Source organism: Bacillus sp. BPN334 (assembly GCF_008368885.1).
In the GTDB taxonomy this organism is placed as follows: Bacteria; Bacillota; Bacilli; order Bacillales; family Bacillaceae_G; genus Bacillus_A; species Bacillus_A wiedmannii.
In genome coordinates, this window is sequence record NZ_QOZW01000036.1 from 1 (window position 1) to 14,698 (window position 14,698).

The window sequence follows — 14,698 nt, forward strand, 5'->3', positions numbered from 1 at the left end:
TCTTTTGACTTGTGTTTTTTTTATTTCCCATGGAATAGGCCTGGTCCTGTTAGTAAAAAAGATGAAATATAGTAAGGGATTTTTTGAGCAGAAATAGTAAGAAATTGATAAATAAATGGGTAATCTTCAGAACCATAGCTCCCAAGTAAATCATACCACCAATCTGTTTCATATCTAGAAATCATACTTAAATTGTAGAGCAATAAATAATGAACAAGAAGTTCAGGTAATACTGGTTTAGGATTTCTCGGGTCAGTTGTAATTGGTAAGTAATAAGCATCAGCAAGATATTCGTAGTATAAGGGCGTACTATATATAGGATTCCACGATTGGATAGGAGCTGTAAAAAGCAAATTCGATCCGCTCGTTTTCCCGGGAACATGTTGTATGGATAAATGTTTACAAGTTGATTCAATGTAACGTGAAAATCTTTCTGTAGTCATATGGAGTCGATCTAGTATGTTGACCGAAAAGGAAAGTTCATTTGTATTTGTTGAATCGATTTTATATAATGTGGCCCCTCTTTGACTATAGCGAAATAAATTTTGTAATTCAGGAATATTTCCCATTAGATCTAACATGTTAAACTTCTCTGCTTCTAAGTGTTTCATGTGAAACAGCTGTTCTGCAATATGAGTAAATAATCCATTTTTTTGCACCTTCACCTCATCTTCTAAAAATTGATACCCCTGTTTTTTTCGTTTACGAGTCGTAACACCATGAGCTAAAACAGTAGTGGATTCTGGATAGTTAGGATCAATAGTTAGTAAGCAGGCTTTAAAAAGTTGGCTCATTCCATAAAACAATAACATTGGCTGAATGGAAAATGGGGCTACCTTATATAATTCATAATAGTTTTTCCCGTGTTCTAAGTAATAAATAAAGGGATAACAATTTTCGAAACTTTTTTTTTCAGCATCTTGTATGGAGGATTTTTCATAGCAACGGGCAAGATAACGTTGTACATTTTGAGATGAAAAGAAGAAACTTAATTGCTGCCAAGTACAATGTGTTTGATGCATATATTACGCTCCTTTTATTGTCTAAAAATTCTAACATATATATACGTCCTTGACAGTATTTTAACCAATTGATAAGCTACTAATAATAATTTCTGGTATCATGGGGGGAACAATTATGTGGGAATCTAAATTTGTTAAAGAAGGTTTGACTTTTGATGACGTATTACTTGTACCAGCAAAGTCAGATGTACTACCAAGAGAAGTAAGTGTTAAAACAGTTTTATCTGAAAGCTTACAGTTAAATATCCCGTTAATTAGTGCAGGAATGGATACAGTAACAGAAGCTGATATGGCTATTGCAATGGCTCGTCAAGGCGGTTTAGGAATTATTCATAAAAACATGTCTATTGAACAACAAGCGGAGCAAGTTGATAAAGTAAAACGTTCTGAAAGTGGCGTTATTTCAGATCCTTTCTTTTTAACTCCAGAACATCAAGTGTATGATGCAGAGCATCTTATGGGAAAATACCGTATCTCAGGTGTACCGGTTGTAAATAATTTAGACGAGCGAAAATTAGTTGGTATTATTACAAACCGTGATATGCGTTTTATCCAAGACTACTCAATCAAAATTTCCGACGTAATGACAAAAGAAAAGCTAATTACAGCTCCAGTTGGTACAACGCTGGAAGAAGCTGAAAAGATCCTACAAAAGTACAAAATTGAAAAACTCCCTCTCGTTGATAACAACGGTGTATTACAAGGGCTGATTACAATAAAAGATATTGAAAAAGTAATTGAATTCCCAAATTCTGCGAAGGATAAGCAAGGACGCTTATTAGTTGGAGCAGCGGTTGGTGTAACGGCTGATGCTATGCTTCGTATCGACGCATTAGTAAAAGCTAGCGTAGATGCAATCGTACTCGATACAGCTCATGGACATTCTCAAGGTGTTATTGATAAAGTAAAAGAAGTTCGTGCGAAATATCCATCACTAAATATTATCGCTGGAAATGTTGCTACTGCTGAAGCAACGAAAGCATTAATTGAAGCAGGTGCAAACGTAGTTAAAGTTGGTATTGGACCAGGCTCTATTTGTACGACACGCGTTGTAGCTGGCGTGGGTGTACCACAATTAACAGCAGTTTATGATTGTGCAACAGAAGCTCGTAAACACGGTATTCCGGTTATTGCTGATGGTGGTGTTAAGTACTCTGGTGACATGGTAAAAGCTTTAGCAGCAGGAGCACACGTTGTTATGCTAGGTAGTATGTTTGCTGGTGTTGCTGAAAGCCCTGGAGAGACTGAAATTTACCAAGGTCGTCAATTTAAAGTATATCGTGGTATGGGTTCTGTCGGAGCGATGGAAAAAGGAAGTAAAGACCGTTACTTCCAAGAAGGAAATAAAAAACTTGTTCCAGAAGGTATTGAAGGTCGAGTACCATATAAAGGACCTTTAGCAGATACAGTTCATCAATTAGTTGGTGGATTACGTGCCGGTATGGGATATTGCGGAGCGCAGAATTTAGAATTCTTACGTGAGAATGCACAATTCATTCGTATGTCAGGTGCTGGTTTACGTGAAAGCCACCCTCATCACGTACAAATTACAAAAGAGGCTCCAAACTACTCATTATAATGTCTGATATACAAATAGACGGAGATTTGATATCTCTGTCTATTTTTTTTTGATTATGTTAGAATAACGGTTATGTGAGTACATAGATATTGGGGGTAACAGACGTGAAAGGTATGTTTTGCAAAAGATTCATTGCTTTAGTAACAATGCTTACACTAGCTTGTAGTATGTTGTTACCATATAGCAATGCATCAGCAGAAACAGGAGCTTCTTTAAACATTGAAGCAGGTGCAGCAATTTTAGTTGAAGCAAATTCTGGGAAAATTTTATATCAAAAGAATGCAGATGAATTATTATCAATTGCTAGTATGACAAAGATGATGAGTGAATATTTAGTTCATGAAGCAGTGGATAAAGGAAAACTTAAGTGGGATCAAAAAATTAAGGTTTCTGAATATGCGTATAAGGTTTCACAAGATGCTTCTTTATCAAATGTTGCATTAGAAAATGGCGGCATTTATACAGTAAAAGAGTTATATGAAGCAATGGCAATCTTTTCTGCAAATGGTGCAACAATTGCATTAGCAGAAGCAATTGCAGGTAAAGAAGTAGACTTCGTAAAAATGATGAATGATAAATCGAAAGAACTAGGGTTGAAAAATTATAAATTTGTCAATTCTACAGGTTTAACGAATAAAGATTTAAAGGGAATGCACCCTGAAGGAACAACAGCGGATGAAGAAAATAAAATGTCTGCAAAGGATGTTGCAACTTTAGCACAACATTTAATTAAAGATTACCCAAAAGTGTTAGATACAGCAAAAATCCCGAAAAAAGAATTTCGTCCACAAAAAGAGAAGTTTGCAATGTCGAACTGGAACTGGATGTTAAAGGGCTTAGTGAAAGAATATGATGGCGTAGATGGCCTGAAAACAGGCTCGACTCCAGAAGCCGGGGATTGCTTCACTGGTACGGTTGAAAGAAACGGTATGCGTTTTATTTCTGTAGTTATTAAAACAAGTTCTCATACAGCACGTTTTGATGAAACAAAGAAGCTATATGATTATGGATTTGCTAACTTTGAAATGAAGCAAATGTATAAAAAAGATTCTTCAGTAAAAGGACAAGAAACAGTACGAGTAGAAAATGCTAAAGATAAAGATGTAGCAGTTCAAACAAAACAAGCTGTTTCACTTCCAGTGCCAAAAGGAAGTAAAGATGTTTATAAAACAGAATTAAAAGAAGCAAATAAGGGACAAGAAGCACCTATTAAAAAGGGAGCTGTACTTGGCCAAATGGTAATCACACCAAAAGATGCGAATGACCCTGGATTTTTATCTGGTAAGTCATTACAAATAGATCTTGTAACAACGTCTGCAGTAGAGGAAGCGAATTGGTTTACTCGCTCTATGCGCGGAATTGGTTCTTTCTTTAGTGGTATATGGAATAGTGCTGTTGATACAGTAAAAGGTTGGTTTTAAAAGCTCCTCATTGTAGGGGCTTTTTCTTATTCCTATTTTTCATACCGACTTTATGAAAAAGTAGTAGACAAGCATCTGATGGTTAGTGGTAGAATGTAAGAGTATTCTTAATTTTCGCCTTTAACGGGGAAAAGCAATTCACCTAGGGGGGTTTTTGTAACATGACAAATGTAACAGGGACAGAACGTGTAAAACGTGGAATGGCAGAAATGCAAAAAGGCGGCGTTATTATGGACGTAATTAACGCTGAACAAGCAAAAATTGCAGAAGAGGCAGGCGCAGTTGCCGTTATGGCACTAGAGCGTGTACCAGCAGATATTCGTGCAGCAGGTGGCGTTTCTCGTATGGCAGACCCAACAATCGTTGAGGAAGTTATGGGTGCGGTGTCAATTCCGGTTATGGCAAAATGCCGTATCGGTCACCTTGTAGAAGCACGTGTATTAGAATCATTAGGGGTAGACTATATCGATGAGAGTGAAGTGTTAACTCCTGCCGATGAAGTATACCATTTAAATAAACGTGATTACACAGTTCCATTTGTATGTGGTTGCCGTGATATCGGAGAAGCTGCACGTCGTATTGCAGAAGGTGCATCTATGCTTCGTACAAAAGGTGAACCAGGAACAGGAAACATTGTAGAGGCAGTGCGTCATATGCGCCAAGTCAATGCAGAAATCCGTCAAGTTGCAAGTCTACGTGAAGATGAGTTAATGACATATGCAAAAAATACTGGTGCTCCTTATGAAGTACTACTTGAAATTAAACGCCTTGGTCGTTTGCCAGTTGTAAACTTCGCAGCAGGTGGTGTAGCAACACCAGCAGATGCAGCGTTAATGATGCAACTTGGTGCGGATGGTGTATTCGTAGGATCTGGTATCTTCAAATCAGAAAATCCAGAGAAATTTGCACGCGCAATCGTTGAAGCGACGACTCATTATGAGGATTACGAACTAATTGCAAGCCTTTCTAAAGGGTTAGGTAATGCAATGAAAGGTATCGAAATTTCAACATTATTACCAGAACAACGCATGCAAGAGCGTGGATGGTAATTGAAGGAGAACTTTAAAATGGTGAAAATCGGTGTACTAGGTCTTCAAGGTGCAGTTCGTGAGCATATAAAATCAGTTGAAGCAAGTGGTGCAGAAGCTGTTGTTGTAAAGAGTATAGAGCAACTTGAAGAGATTGATGGTCTTATTTTACCAGGCGGTGAAAGTACAACAATGCGCCGTCTTATTGATAAGTATGCTTTCATGGAACCACTTCGTACATTCGCGAAGTCTGGTAAACCAATGTTTGGTACATGTGCAGGTATGATTCTTCTTGCAAAAACACTTATTGGCTATGAAGAAGCACATATTGGTGCTATGGATATTACAGTAGAACGCAATGCGTTCGGACGCCAAAAAGATAGCTTTGAAGTCGCACTTTCAATTAAAGGTGTAGGAGAAGAATTTATTGGTGTATTTATCCGTGCTCCGTATGTTGTAAATGTAGCTGATGATGTTGAAGTACTTTCTACACATGGTGACCGAATGGTAGCAGTAAAACAAAATCAGTTTTTAGCTGCTTCATTCCATCCGGAATTAACGGATGATCATCGTGTCACAGCATACTTTGTAGAAATGGTAAAAGAAGCGAAAACGAAAAAAGTTGTCTAAGTAACTTGCAACTTGTATAAGATTATAGTAAATTGATGGTAACAATTTTATAAAATAAGCGTGTTGATAGGAAGTAGTAACAAATGCCGTTTCTTATAGAGAGTCGATGGTTGGTGGAAATCGATAGAAACAGTTTGTGAATCCATCCTGGAATGGAATGTGGAATATCTTTATGATTAGTAAACATTCCCGGTGAAGAGCCGTTATTTCTACTTGAGAGGAAGGCGGTAATGCTTTCAACTAGGGTGGCAACGCGGGTTAACTCCCGTCCCTTTATATAGGGACGGGAGTTTTTTGTGTTTTATAAAATAAAAGGAGGAGTATATAATGCTTGATATTAAATTTTTACGTACAAATTTTGAAGAAGTAAAAGCAAAGTTACAGCATAGAGGCGAAGATTTAACTGATTTTGGTCGCTTTGAAGAGCTGGATACGAGAAGAAGAGAATTACTTGTTCAAACAGAGGAACTAAAAAGTAAACGTAACGAAGTATCTCAACAAATCTCTGTATTGAAGCGCGAAAAGAAAGATGCAGAAGCTCTAATTCTAGAAATGCGTGAAGTTGGAGAAAAAGTAAAAGATCTTGATAATGAACTTCGTACAGTTGAAGAAGATTTAGAAAGATTAATGTTATCTATTCCAAATATTCCTCATGAATCTGCTCCAGTTGGTGAAACAGAAGATGATAATGTAGTAGCACGTACTTGGGGAGAAGTGAAAGAATTTGCTTATGAACCAAAACCACATTGGGATCTTGCTACAGATTTAGGAATTTTAGATTTTGAGCGTGCTGGGAAAGTAACGGGAAGCCGCTTCGTATTCTATAAAGGTGCTGGCGCGAGATTAGAGCGTGCTTTAATTAGCTTTATGCTTGATCTTCATACTGATGAGCATGGATACGAAGAAGTATTACCTCCGTATATGGTAAACCGTGCAAGTATGACAGGAACAGGACAACTTCCGAAATTTGAAGAAGATGCATTCCGTATTGAAAGTGAAGATTACTTCTTAATTCCGACAGCTGAAGTACCTGTAACGAACATGCATCGTGATGAAATCTTAAATAAAGATCAATTGCCTATACGATATGCTGCATTTAGCTCTTGTTTCCGTTCTGAAGCAGGTTCAGCTGGTCGTGATACACGTGGCTTAATTCGTCAGCATCAGTTCAATAAAGTAGAGCTTGTAAAGTTCGTAAAACCAGAAGATTCTTATGAAGAGTTAGAAAAACTAACAAATGATGCAGAACGCGTGTTACAATTATTAGAGTTGCCATATCGCGTTATGAGCATGTGCACAGGCGATTTAGGATTTACAGCAGCGAAGAAATACGATATCGAAGTATGGATTCCAAGCTATGGCACATATCGTGAGATTTCTTCTTGTAGTAATTTTGAGGCTTTCCAAGCGAGACGTGCAAATATCCGTTTCCGTCGTGAGCCAAACGGAAAACCAGAACATGTTCATACATTAAATGGATCTGGTCTTGCGATTGGACGTACGGTTGCAGCTATTTTAGAGAACTACCAACAAGAAGATGGTACAATTATAATTCCAGAAGTTCTTCGCCCTTATATGGGAGGAAAAGCAGTTATTAAGTAAATGTAAACATTCATCGGTATGAGTGATTGGTAATTATGAGCATTGTCAGTACTGAAATGTAGGAGGGGAAAGGTAAATTTCCCCTTTCCTCATAATTTATTTTAGTAGGGTTGACTAACTGTTTTTCTTTTGATATTATATTTGATGTCAATATGGAGGTATACCCAAGTCTGGCTGAAGGGATCGGTCTTGAAAACCGACAGGCGGCGAGAGTCGCGCGGGGGTTCGAATCCCTCTACCTCCTCCAGATATAATTGACAACAGCGCATATAAGTGGAGATTGGAGAACTCGTTACCAACATGTAACGAGTTTTTATTTTAAAACCAATCATAAAGTATGGTGTAGGGCGATTTTCTCCTTATTACACACTCATATTCCGATGATTATCTTCATAGATATGAAAGGAGTCAACATGGATCTTATTATACAAACGTTTCCTTTAGATGGAAAAACTTTATATTATGTACAATGTCCTGTCTGTAAGAACAATAGAATTTTAAACAGTGGTGCAAATGTGTCACGCATTATAAGCGATGATACATTCCGTAAACTTTGTGGTTGCACTTGTGATGTAAAGCAAACTGCGACAAAAGTAGAGGCGCCAAAAAAAGTTGAAAAAGCAGCTGTAAAGAAAGAAGCAGCTCCAAAACGTACAGGTAAAGTATTAACAGCAGTAATTAACGGGAAAGAAATGACTGTTAAAGAGATTGCTGAAACATACGATATTAGTACAAGTACTGTTCGTCAGCGTATTAACGCTGGAAAACCTGAGAGTGAAATTATTGCTCCGACAAAAAAGAAGTAATTTAATAGAAAAACCCGTGCGTATGCACGGGTTTTTTATTTTACAAGTTTACGTGTTTGTTTTAAAAAATGGCCAATTTTTTTAATGATTGGTTCAATTGAATCGCCATCTTTTAAAATATCGTATTCATTAATGTTTAATCGTAAAACAGGGCATGCATTAAAGTTGTTAATCCAGTTTTCGTAACGGCCATGCATCTCTTTCCAATACTCAATTGGTGTTTGTTGTTCCATCGGACGTCCGCGTTCTTGGATACGATCAACAATATCATCGAAAGAACCTTCTAAGTAAATTAATAAATCTGGATGAGGGAAGTAAGGAGTCATGACCATAGCATCAAATAAACCTTTGTATGTTTCATAATCAGTTTCCGTCATTGTACCTTTTTCATGATGCATCTTTGCAAAAATTCCAGTGTCTTCATAGATAGAGCGATCTTGAACAAAACCGCCACCGTATTCAAAAATTCTTTTTTGTTCTTTAAATCGTTCTGCTAAAAAGTACACTTGCAAGTGGAAGCTCCAGCGTGTGAAATCAGCATAGAACTTGTCCAAATACGGGTTCGAATCTACCTTTTCAAATGATGTGCGATAACCTAAAGTGTTAGCTAATGCAGTTGTCATAGTTGATTTTCCGACACCTACTGTTCCAGCAATAGTGATTACTGCGTCATTTGGTATATCATATTTTTGCCTTAAATTCATTGTTATTTCGACTCCTTTAAGAGAGTATTTTGAAGGGCGGATAGGATGACGTTTAAATCATCAGGATTTTTTACAAAATCCATATCGTCTCCGTTAAATTTCAATACTGGGATATCTGGATGATCCTTTTTAAAAGTATCCATTGCCGTTTCGTAATCTTTTGTGAGCTGTAGTAAGTAATTGGGATCCATATTTTTTTCGAATTCTCTTCCGCGCATCGCAATTCGTGTTTGTAATGTTTCCAAGCTAGCTGTTAAATAAACGATAACGTTTGGTACAGGCATATCTTGTGTAAGGATACGATAGATTTGCATGTACTTGTCGTATTGAGAATTCTTTAATGTACGGGATGCGAAAATTAAATTTTTAAATATATGATAATCCGCTACTACTGGCTTCCTTTGATTCAAATACTTTATGTTAATATCTTCTAATTGTTTGTATCTATTACAAAGAAAGAACATCTCTGTTTGAAAACTCCATTCGTCGATGTCTTCATAGAATTTTCCTAAAAAAGGATTTTCATCAACAATCTCTTTTAGTAAGTGGAGTTGCATGTGAGTTGAAATTGCCTTCGCAAGCGAGGTTTTTCCAACACCAATTGGTCCTTCAACCGTGATAAAAGGTACTCCGGTCACGCTGTTTCCTCCTTTCAATCAGTGATTTACCGTGACTACTAAAAACACAAAACAGAATTATTGTAGCACAAGAGGGAAGCGAGCGGGTTAATTTGATATAAAAAGTTAGAAAATAGATATATGTATTAATTAATTTTTATTTGAGATGAAGTTACTATATTTGCTTTTAATGTGGATTCCATTATTTTTAAAGCATGCAGATTATCCTGATCGTGATTAGAGGCAATACAGTCCTGTGGTACATACAGTGTATAATTTCTCATATGAGCGTCGTTAGCTGTAAAGAGGATACATATATTCCCGGCGACTCCTGTTAATATTAGATTTTCTATTTTTAAATAGCCTAATAAAGAATTTAAAGGTGTTTCATAAAAAGCAGAGTAATGTGGTTTAATAAAAATGTAATCATCGGAATTTGGAGCAATCTTATGAATGATATTTTCGCTATACTCATTTGTACAATGGGTAATTAGTTGGTCAATATCAGATCTCCAAAGTTGATAATGGTCATTAACATAAATTATGGGGTAGCCAAAGGATTTCATTGTTTTCTTTAATTGTAAAATAGGGTTTGTTATAATTTCGCATTTTTTGGCTAAGATGGGCCCGTGTGAAAATTGAAAATCATTAATCATATCGATAATGAGTAAGGCAGTATTCTTCATATGTAATCCCCTCTCTTTTTTATTAGGGTGGATTGAATTTGTAAAAGTTATCCCATGTGTAGTAAATGGAAATAAGTGTACTTTATTTGTAATGAAAGGACTATGGTATGGAACGCGATCAAGATATTTATTTTATGCAGTTAGCAATAGAAGAGGCTGAAAAAGCAGAGGCAATACAAGAAGTACCGATTGGTGCAGTTATAGTGTTAGATGGTGAAGTAATTAGTGTTGCTCATAATTTAAGAGAAACTGAACAAAGATCAATAGCTCACGCTGAGTTGTTAGCTATTGATGAGGCGTGCAAAAAATTAGGGACATGGCGTTTAGAAGATGCGACGTTATATGTAACATTAGAGCCTTGTCCGATGTGTGCGGGTGGAATTGTTTTATCACGAGTGAAGCGAGTTGTATATGGTGCAAGTGATCCGAAAGGTGGATGTGCAGGGACGTTGATGAATCTTTTAACGGATGAACGCTTTAACCATCAATGCGAGGTAGTTGCTGGTGTATTAGAAGAAGAATGCGGTACTTTGTTAACAAACTTTTTTAGAGAGCTTCGTAAAAAAAGAAAAGCGATAAAAAAATTAGAGAAAAGTAACGAGAATTAACGTATTTGCATTTTGTAAAAAAACAAGTTATACTGATAATGCCTTTTAATGAAGGCAACCGAATATTGGTTTTAACTTTGCCGTGCTAAGCGGGGAGGTAGCGGTGCCCTATACTCGCAATCCGCTCTAGCGAGGCCGAATCCCTTCTCGAGGTTATGCTGCTGTAAGGTCTGCCTTAAGTAAGTGGTGTTGACGTTTGGGTCCTGCGCAACGGGACCCCGTGAACCTTGTCAGGTCCGGAAGGAAGCAGCAATAAGCGGGTCTTCTCGTGTGCCGCAGGAGTGCCTGAACCGAGCTAACTGCTTGAGTAACGCTTATGGTACGTAATCGACAGAAGGTGCACGGCAGTTATATATGTATACAAAACTCACCTTAATACTAAGGTGGGTTTTTTGTATAGAAAATAACTTTTGGAATCTATAAACAGAATGGGTTATAATAAATGAGATAATAACCTTTGAGGGAGGCCGTATTTTCGTGTCATACCAAGCGTTATACCGAACATGGAGACCGCAAAAATTTGAAGATGTAGTTGGTCAAAAGCACGTGACAAAAACGTTGCAAAATGCCCTTCTTCAAGAGAAAGTTTCACATGCTTATTTATTTTCTGGGCCGAGGGGAACAGGAAAAACGACAATTGCAAAAGTATTTGCAAAAGCAATCAACTGTGAACATGCTCCGGTAGCTGAACCTTGTAATGAATGTCCTTCTTGTTTGGGGATTACACAAGGATCTATTTCAGATGTATTAGAAATTGATGCGGCTTCAAATAACGGTGTAGATGAAATTCGAGATATTAGAGATAAAGTAAAATATGCTCCAAGTGCTGTAGAATATAAAGTATACATTATTGATGAAGTCCACATGCTTTCTATGGGTGCCTTCAATGCGCTTTTAAAAACGTTAGAAGAGCCGCCAGGACACGTCATCTTTATTTTGGCGACAACAGAACCGCATAAGATTCCGCCTACAATCATTTCACGTTGCCAGCGTTTTGAATTTCGAAAAATATCAGTAAATGATATTGTTGAGAGATTATCGACGGTTGTGACGAATGAAGGTACGCAAGTAGAAGATGAGGCGTTACAAATTGTTGCACGTGCCGCTGAAGGTGGTATGCGTGATGCGCTTAGTCTTATTGATCAGGCAATATCTTATAGTGATGAGACAGTTACGACAGAAGATGTATTAGCTGTGACAGGTTCTGTTTCCCAGCAATACTTAGGTAACTTAGTAGAATGTATACGTGAAAATGATGTATCAAGAGCATTACGTATCATAGATGAGATGATGGGTAAAGGGAAAGATCCAGTTCGTTTTATGGAGGATTTCATTTACTATTATCGGGATATGCTTTTATATCAAACTTCACCACAACTGGAACATATGTTGGAACGAGTAATGGTAGATGAGCAATTCCGGATGTTAAGTGAAGAAATGCAACCGGAAGTAATCTATGAAATCATTCATACTCTTAGTAAGGGACAACAGGAAATGAAGTGGACAAATCATCCGCGAATTTTCTTAGAAGTTGTTATGGTACAACTGTGTCAACAGTTTATGATGCAAGCAAACGGTGCAGATCGTTTACAAGCAATTATGAACAGGATGCAGCAATTGGAGAAAGAGTTAGAACAAGTCAAAAAGAATGGTGTGCCGGCTGGTGTGCAGCAAGAAGTCAGAGAGACACGTGCAACACCAAAGCCAGTGCGGACAGGTAGTATGAAGATTCCTGTCGGACGCGTAAATGAAGTGTTAAAACAAGCAAAGCGCCAGGATTTAGAGCAATTAAAAGCTGTGTGGGGTGAGTTGTTAGGCAGACTCAAAGCATACAACAAAGTAGCGTTTGCTGTTTTATTAGAAAATAGCGAACCGGTGGCGGCTTCGGATGATACTTACGTTTTAGCGTTTCAATATGAGATTCACTGTAAAATGGCAAGCGAAAATCGAGAAGCTATGGATACAGTGGAACAAGCCTTATTTGAATTGCTAAGTAAAAGATTAAATATGATTGCCATTCCAAAAAGTGAATGGGGTAAAATCCGTGAAGATTTTTTACAGCGTGAAGGCGGGGAGTCTGAAGAAAGCCCAGAGAAAAAAGAAGATCCTCTTATAGAAGAGGCCGTAAAATTAGTAGGACAAGAACTTATTGAAATAAAAGAGTAATAATAATTAGGAGGAATTAATTATGATGCGTGGCGGAATGGGAAATATGAATAATATGATGAAACAAATGCAAAAGATGCAAAAAGATATGGCAAAGGCGCAAGAAGAGCTTGGCGAAAAAACAGTTGAAGGTACAGCTGGCGGCGGTATGGTCACAGTTATTGCAAATGGTCATAAGCAAATTCTTGAAGTGAAAGTTAAAGAAGAAGTTGTAGATCCAGAAGATATCGAAATGTTACAAGACTTAGTGTTAGCTGCAACGAATGATGCACTTAAAAAAGCTGATGAACTTTCAAACTCTACAATGGGTAAATTTACAAAAGGCTTGAACTTACCAGGTGGAATGTTCTAGGAGGATACTGATATATGCATTATCCAGAACCGATATCGAAATTAATTGATAGTTTTATGAAGTTGCCAGGAATCGGACCGAAAACAGCGGTTCGATTGGCATTTTTCGTATTAGATATGAAAGAAGATGATGTGTTAGGTTTTGCAAAAGCACTTGTGAATGCGAAGCGAGATTTAGCGTATTGTTCTGTATGCGGACATATTACTGACCGCGACCCTTGTTATATTTGTAATGATTCGCATCGAGATCAGTCGGTTGTTTGTGTTGTGCAGGAACCGAAAGATGTAATCGCAATGGAAAAGATGAAAGAGTATCAAGGTGTATATCATGTGTTACGTGGTGCGATTTCTCCAATGGAGGGAATTGGACCGGAAGACATTAATATCCCGCAACTTTTAAAGCGACTGCATGATGAAACGGTACAAGAAGTGATACTAGCAACAAACCCTAATATTGAAGGGGAAGCTACAGCGATGTATATATCCCGCCTCTTAAAGCCGACAGGTATTAAAGTAACTCGTATTGCACATGGTCTGCCAGTTGGTGGAGATTTAGAATATGCAGATGAAGTGACACTGTCGAAAGCGTTAGAAGGTCGTAGAGAAGTATAAGAGGAGAAACAAAAATGTTCTTTCAAAAAAAGGGTAAATTGCGTAAAGAGTATGATGATAAGCTAATTGTACTATTAGAAAAAGTGAAGAATGAATGGTTACGTCAGAAGAGAATGGTTGAACAAAGTGTGGAACCATCTCAAGATGTACTTTGTTCTTTGAAAATAGCAGAGGCGAAATATTTCTTCTTGTTAAAAGAAGCAAAACGTCGTCCGGTAAAAATGGAACAATGGTAAAAGGTTCTGCTGAAAAAGCAGAACCTTTTATTTTATTCGTTAAACATTGCGTGGTTACTTCGTTTGGAAAGAGTGAGGAATCGTTTTATATGAAGAAAGTGTCGTCGAATAAAATTTAATGAGATGAAGCGACTGGAGTAGTATGATAAATGTTCTTTTTTATCGCCTTGTCCCATACAAATAAATGTGTATAGGTCATTCACAAGGAGGAAAAAATGAATTCTACAATTATTATTGTTGGTATTCTTGCTCTAGTTTTTATTTTTCTTGTTTTTGGAGTTTCTTCTAAGCCGTTACGTTTTATAGGAAAAGCGCTCTTTCATGTTACTTTGGGAATAGCGTTACTTTTTATCGTAAACGTTGTAGGAACATATTTTGATTTTCATATTCCAATTAACTTGGGTACAGCAACAATCACAAGTCTATTAGGTCTACCTGGTGTTGCTGCATTAGTGGTTATTAAGCTTTATATCATGCCAAGATAAAATTATTTTGGCATTTTTTTAAAAAGTGTTGACGAACAAATGATTAATATGGTAAATTAATAAGCGTCGTCAGGAACGAAAGAAAAAAGTTGTTGACAGATTTAACGCAAAATGTTAAATTATAAAAGTCGCTGAAACGCGATGT

The 14,698-nt window shown here is 37.2% G+C and carries 16 protein-coding genes, 1 tRNA gene, 1 other RNA gene and 1 other annotated feature; of the genes, 14 read left to right on the forward strand and 4 right to left on the reverse strand.

Annotated elements, in window-relative coordinates:
- Nucleotides 1-20: 20 nt before the first annotated feature.
- Nucleotides 21-1,022, reverse strand: coding sequence for a YaaC family protein (locus tag DN393_RS30905; protein ID WP_064475251.1), 1,002 nt, complete (start codon nt 1,020-1,022; stop codon nt 21-23).
- A gap of 115 nt (nt 1,023-1,137) precedes the next feature.
- On the opposite strand from DN393_RS30905, the gene guaB reads away from it, so the two are divergent.
- The 7 genes from guaB (at nt 1,138) to DN393_RS30940 (ending at nt 8,088) form a co-directional block, all read left to right on the forward strand.
- The gene (guaB, locus tag DN393_RS30910; RefSeq protein WP_000264076.1) at nt 1,138-2,601 is read left to right on the forward strand and encodes an IMP dehydrogenase; all 1,464 of its coding nucleotides are present in this window, start codon (nt 1,138-1,140) and stop codon (nt 2,599-2,601) included.
- Between the two features lie 113 nt (nt 2,602-2,714).
- Nucleotides 2,715-4,022, forward strand: a complete 1,308-nt coding sequence (dacA, locus tag DN393_RS30915) for a D-alanyl-D-alanine carboxypeptidase DacA (protein ID WP_141669114.1) — start codon at nt 2,715-2,717, stop codon at nt 4,020-4,022.
- A 161-nt stretch (nt 4,023-4,183) separates the two neighbouring features.
- Complete coding sequence (pdxS, locus tag DN393_RS30920) at nt 4,184-5,071, forward strand: pyridoxal 5'-phosphate synthase lyase subunit PdxS (protein WP_000186157.1); 888 nt, start codon at nt 4,184-4,186, stop codon at nt 5,069-5,071.
- 18 nt (nt 5,072-5,089) lie between these two features.
- The gene (pdxT, locus tag DN393_RS30925; RefSeq protein ID WP_149174296.1) at nt 5,090-5,680 is read left to right on the forward strand and encodes a pyridoxal 5'-phosphate synthase glutaminase subunit PdxT; all 591 of its coding nucleotides are present in this window, start codon (nt 5,090-5,092) and stop codon (nt 5,678-5,680) included.
- Between the two features lie 54 nt (nt 5,681-5,734).
- Nucleotides 5,735-5,956 (forward strand) — a binding site (T-box leader).
- Between the two features lie 51 nt (nt 5,957-6,007).
- Complete coding sequence (gene serS / locus DN393_RS30930) at nt 6,008-7,282, forward strand: serine--tRNA ligase (RefSeq protein WP_000884182.1); 1,275 nt, start codon at nt 6,008-6,010, stop codon at nt 7,280-7,282.
- Between the two features lie 154 nt (nt 7,283-7,436).
- A tRNA-Ser gene (locus DN393_RS30935) sits at nt 7,437-7,529 on the forward strand.
- Nucleotides 7,530-7,695: 166 nt separating this feature from the next.
- On the forward strand, nt 7,696-8,088 hold the full coding sequence (locus DN393_RS30940; protein ID WP_000364198.1) for a sigma factor-like helix-turn-helix DNA-binding protein: 393 nt from the start codon (nt 7,696-7,698) through the stop codon (nt 8,086-8,088).
- A gap of 35 nt (nt 8,089-8,123) precedes the next feature.
- On the opposite strand, the gene DN393_RS30945 is transcribed toward DN393_RS30940, so the two are convergent.
- The 3 genes from DN393_RS30945 to DN393_RS30955 form a co-directional block, all read right to left on the reverse strand.
- Complete coding sequence (locus DN393_RS30945; RefSeq protein ID WP_064475254.1) at nt 8,124-8,792, reverse strand: deoxynucleoside kinase; 669 nt, start codon at nt 8,790-8,792, stop codon at nt 8,124-8,126.
- A 2-nt stretch (nt 8,793-8,794) separates the two neighbouring features.
- Entirely contained in the window at nt 8,795-9,430 is a 636-nt protein-coding gene (locus DN393_RS30950) for a deoxynucleoside kinase (protein WP_064475255.1), read from the reverse strand.
- A gap of 125 nt (nt 9,431-9,555) precedes the next feature.
- On the reverse strand, nt 9,556-10,095 hold the full coding sequence (locus tag DN393_RS30955; RefSeq protein WP_098111705.1) for a cysteine hydrolase family protein: 540 nt from the start codon (nt 10,093-10,095) through the stop codon (nt 9,556-9,558).
- Nucleotides 10,096-10,202: 107 nt separating this feature from the next.
- Here DN393_RS30955 and tadA point away from each other — a divergent pair, with 107 nt between their 5' ends.
- From tadA to DN393_RS30995, 7 genes are all read left to right on the forward strand, one after another.
- A complete protein-coding gene (gene tadA / locus DN393_RS30965) occupies nt 10,203-10,703 on the forward strand; it encodes a tRNA adenosine(34) deaminase TadA (protein ID WP_064475257.1) in 501 nt (166 codons plus the stop codon).
- 80 nt (nt 10,704-10,783) lie between these two features.
- Nucleotides 10,784-11,048, forward strand: an RNA gene (gene ffs, locus DN393_RS30970) — signal recognition particle sRNA large type.
- A 132-nt stretch (nt 11,049-11,180) separates the two neighbouring features.
- Nucleotides 11,181-12,869 carry a DNA polymerase III subunit gamma/tau gene (gene dnaX / locus DN393_RS30975; protein ID WP_064475258.1) on the forward strand — a complete coding sequence of 563 codons (1,689 nt, stop codon included), beginning with the start codon at nt 11,181-11,183 and terminating at the stop codon, nt 12,867-12,869.
- Nucleotides 12,870-12,894: 25 nt separating this feature from the next.
- A complete protein-coding gene (locus DN393_RS30980) occupies nt 12,895-13,221 on the forward strand; it encodes a YbaB/EbfC family nucleoid-associated protein (RefSeq protein ID WP_170771173.1) in 327 nt (108 codons plus the stop codon).
- A gap of 14 nt (nt 13,222-13,235) precedes the next feature.
- Complete coding sequence (gene recR, locus DN393_RS30985; RefSeq protein ID WP_000559169.1) at nt 13,236-13,832, forward strand: recombination protein RecR; 597 nt, start codon at nt 13,236-13,238, stop codon at nt 13,830-13,832.
- 14 nt (nt 13,833-13,846) lie between these two features.
- Entirely contained in the window at nt 13,847-14,068 is a 222-nt protein-coding gene (locus DN393_RS30990; RefSeq protein ID WP_000466020.1) for a YaaL family protein, read from the forward strand.
- Between the two features lie 215 nt (nt 14,069-14,283).
- Complete coding sequence (locus DN393_RS30995; RefSeq protein ID WP_001089260.1) at nt 14,284-14,553, forward strand: pro-sigmaK processing inhibitor BofA family protein; 270 nt, start codon at nt 14,284-14,286, stop codon at nt 14,551-14,553.
- Nucleotides 14,554-14,698 lie beyond the last annotated feature (145 nt).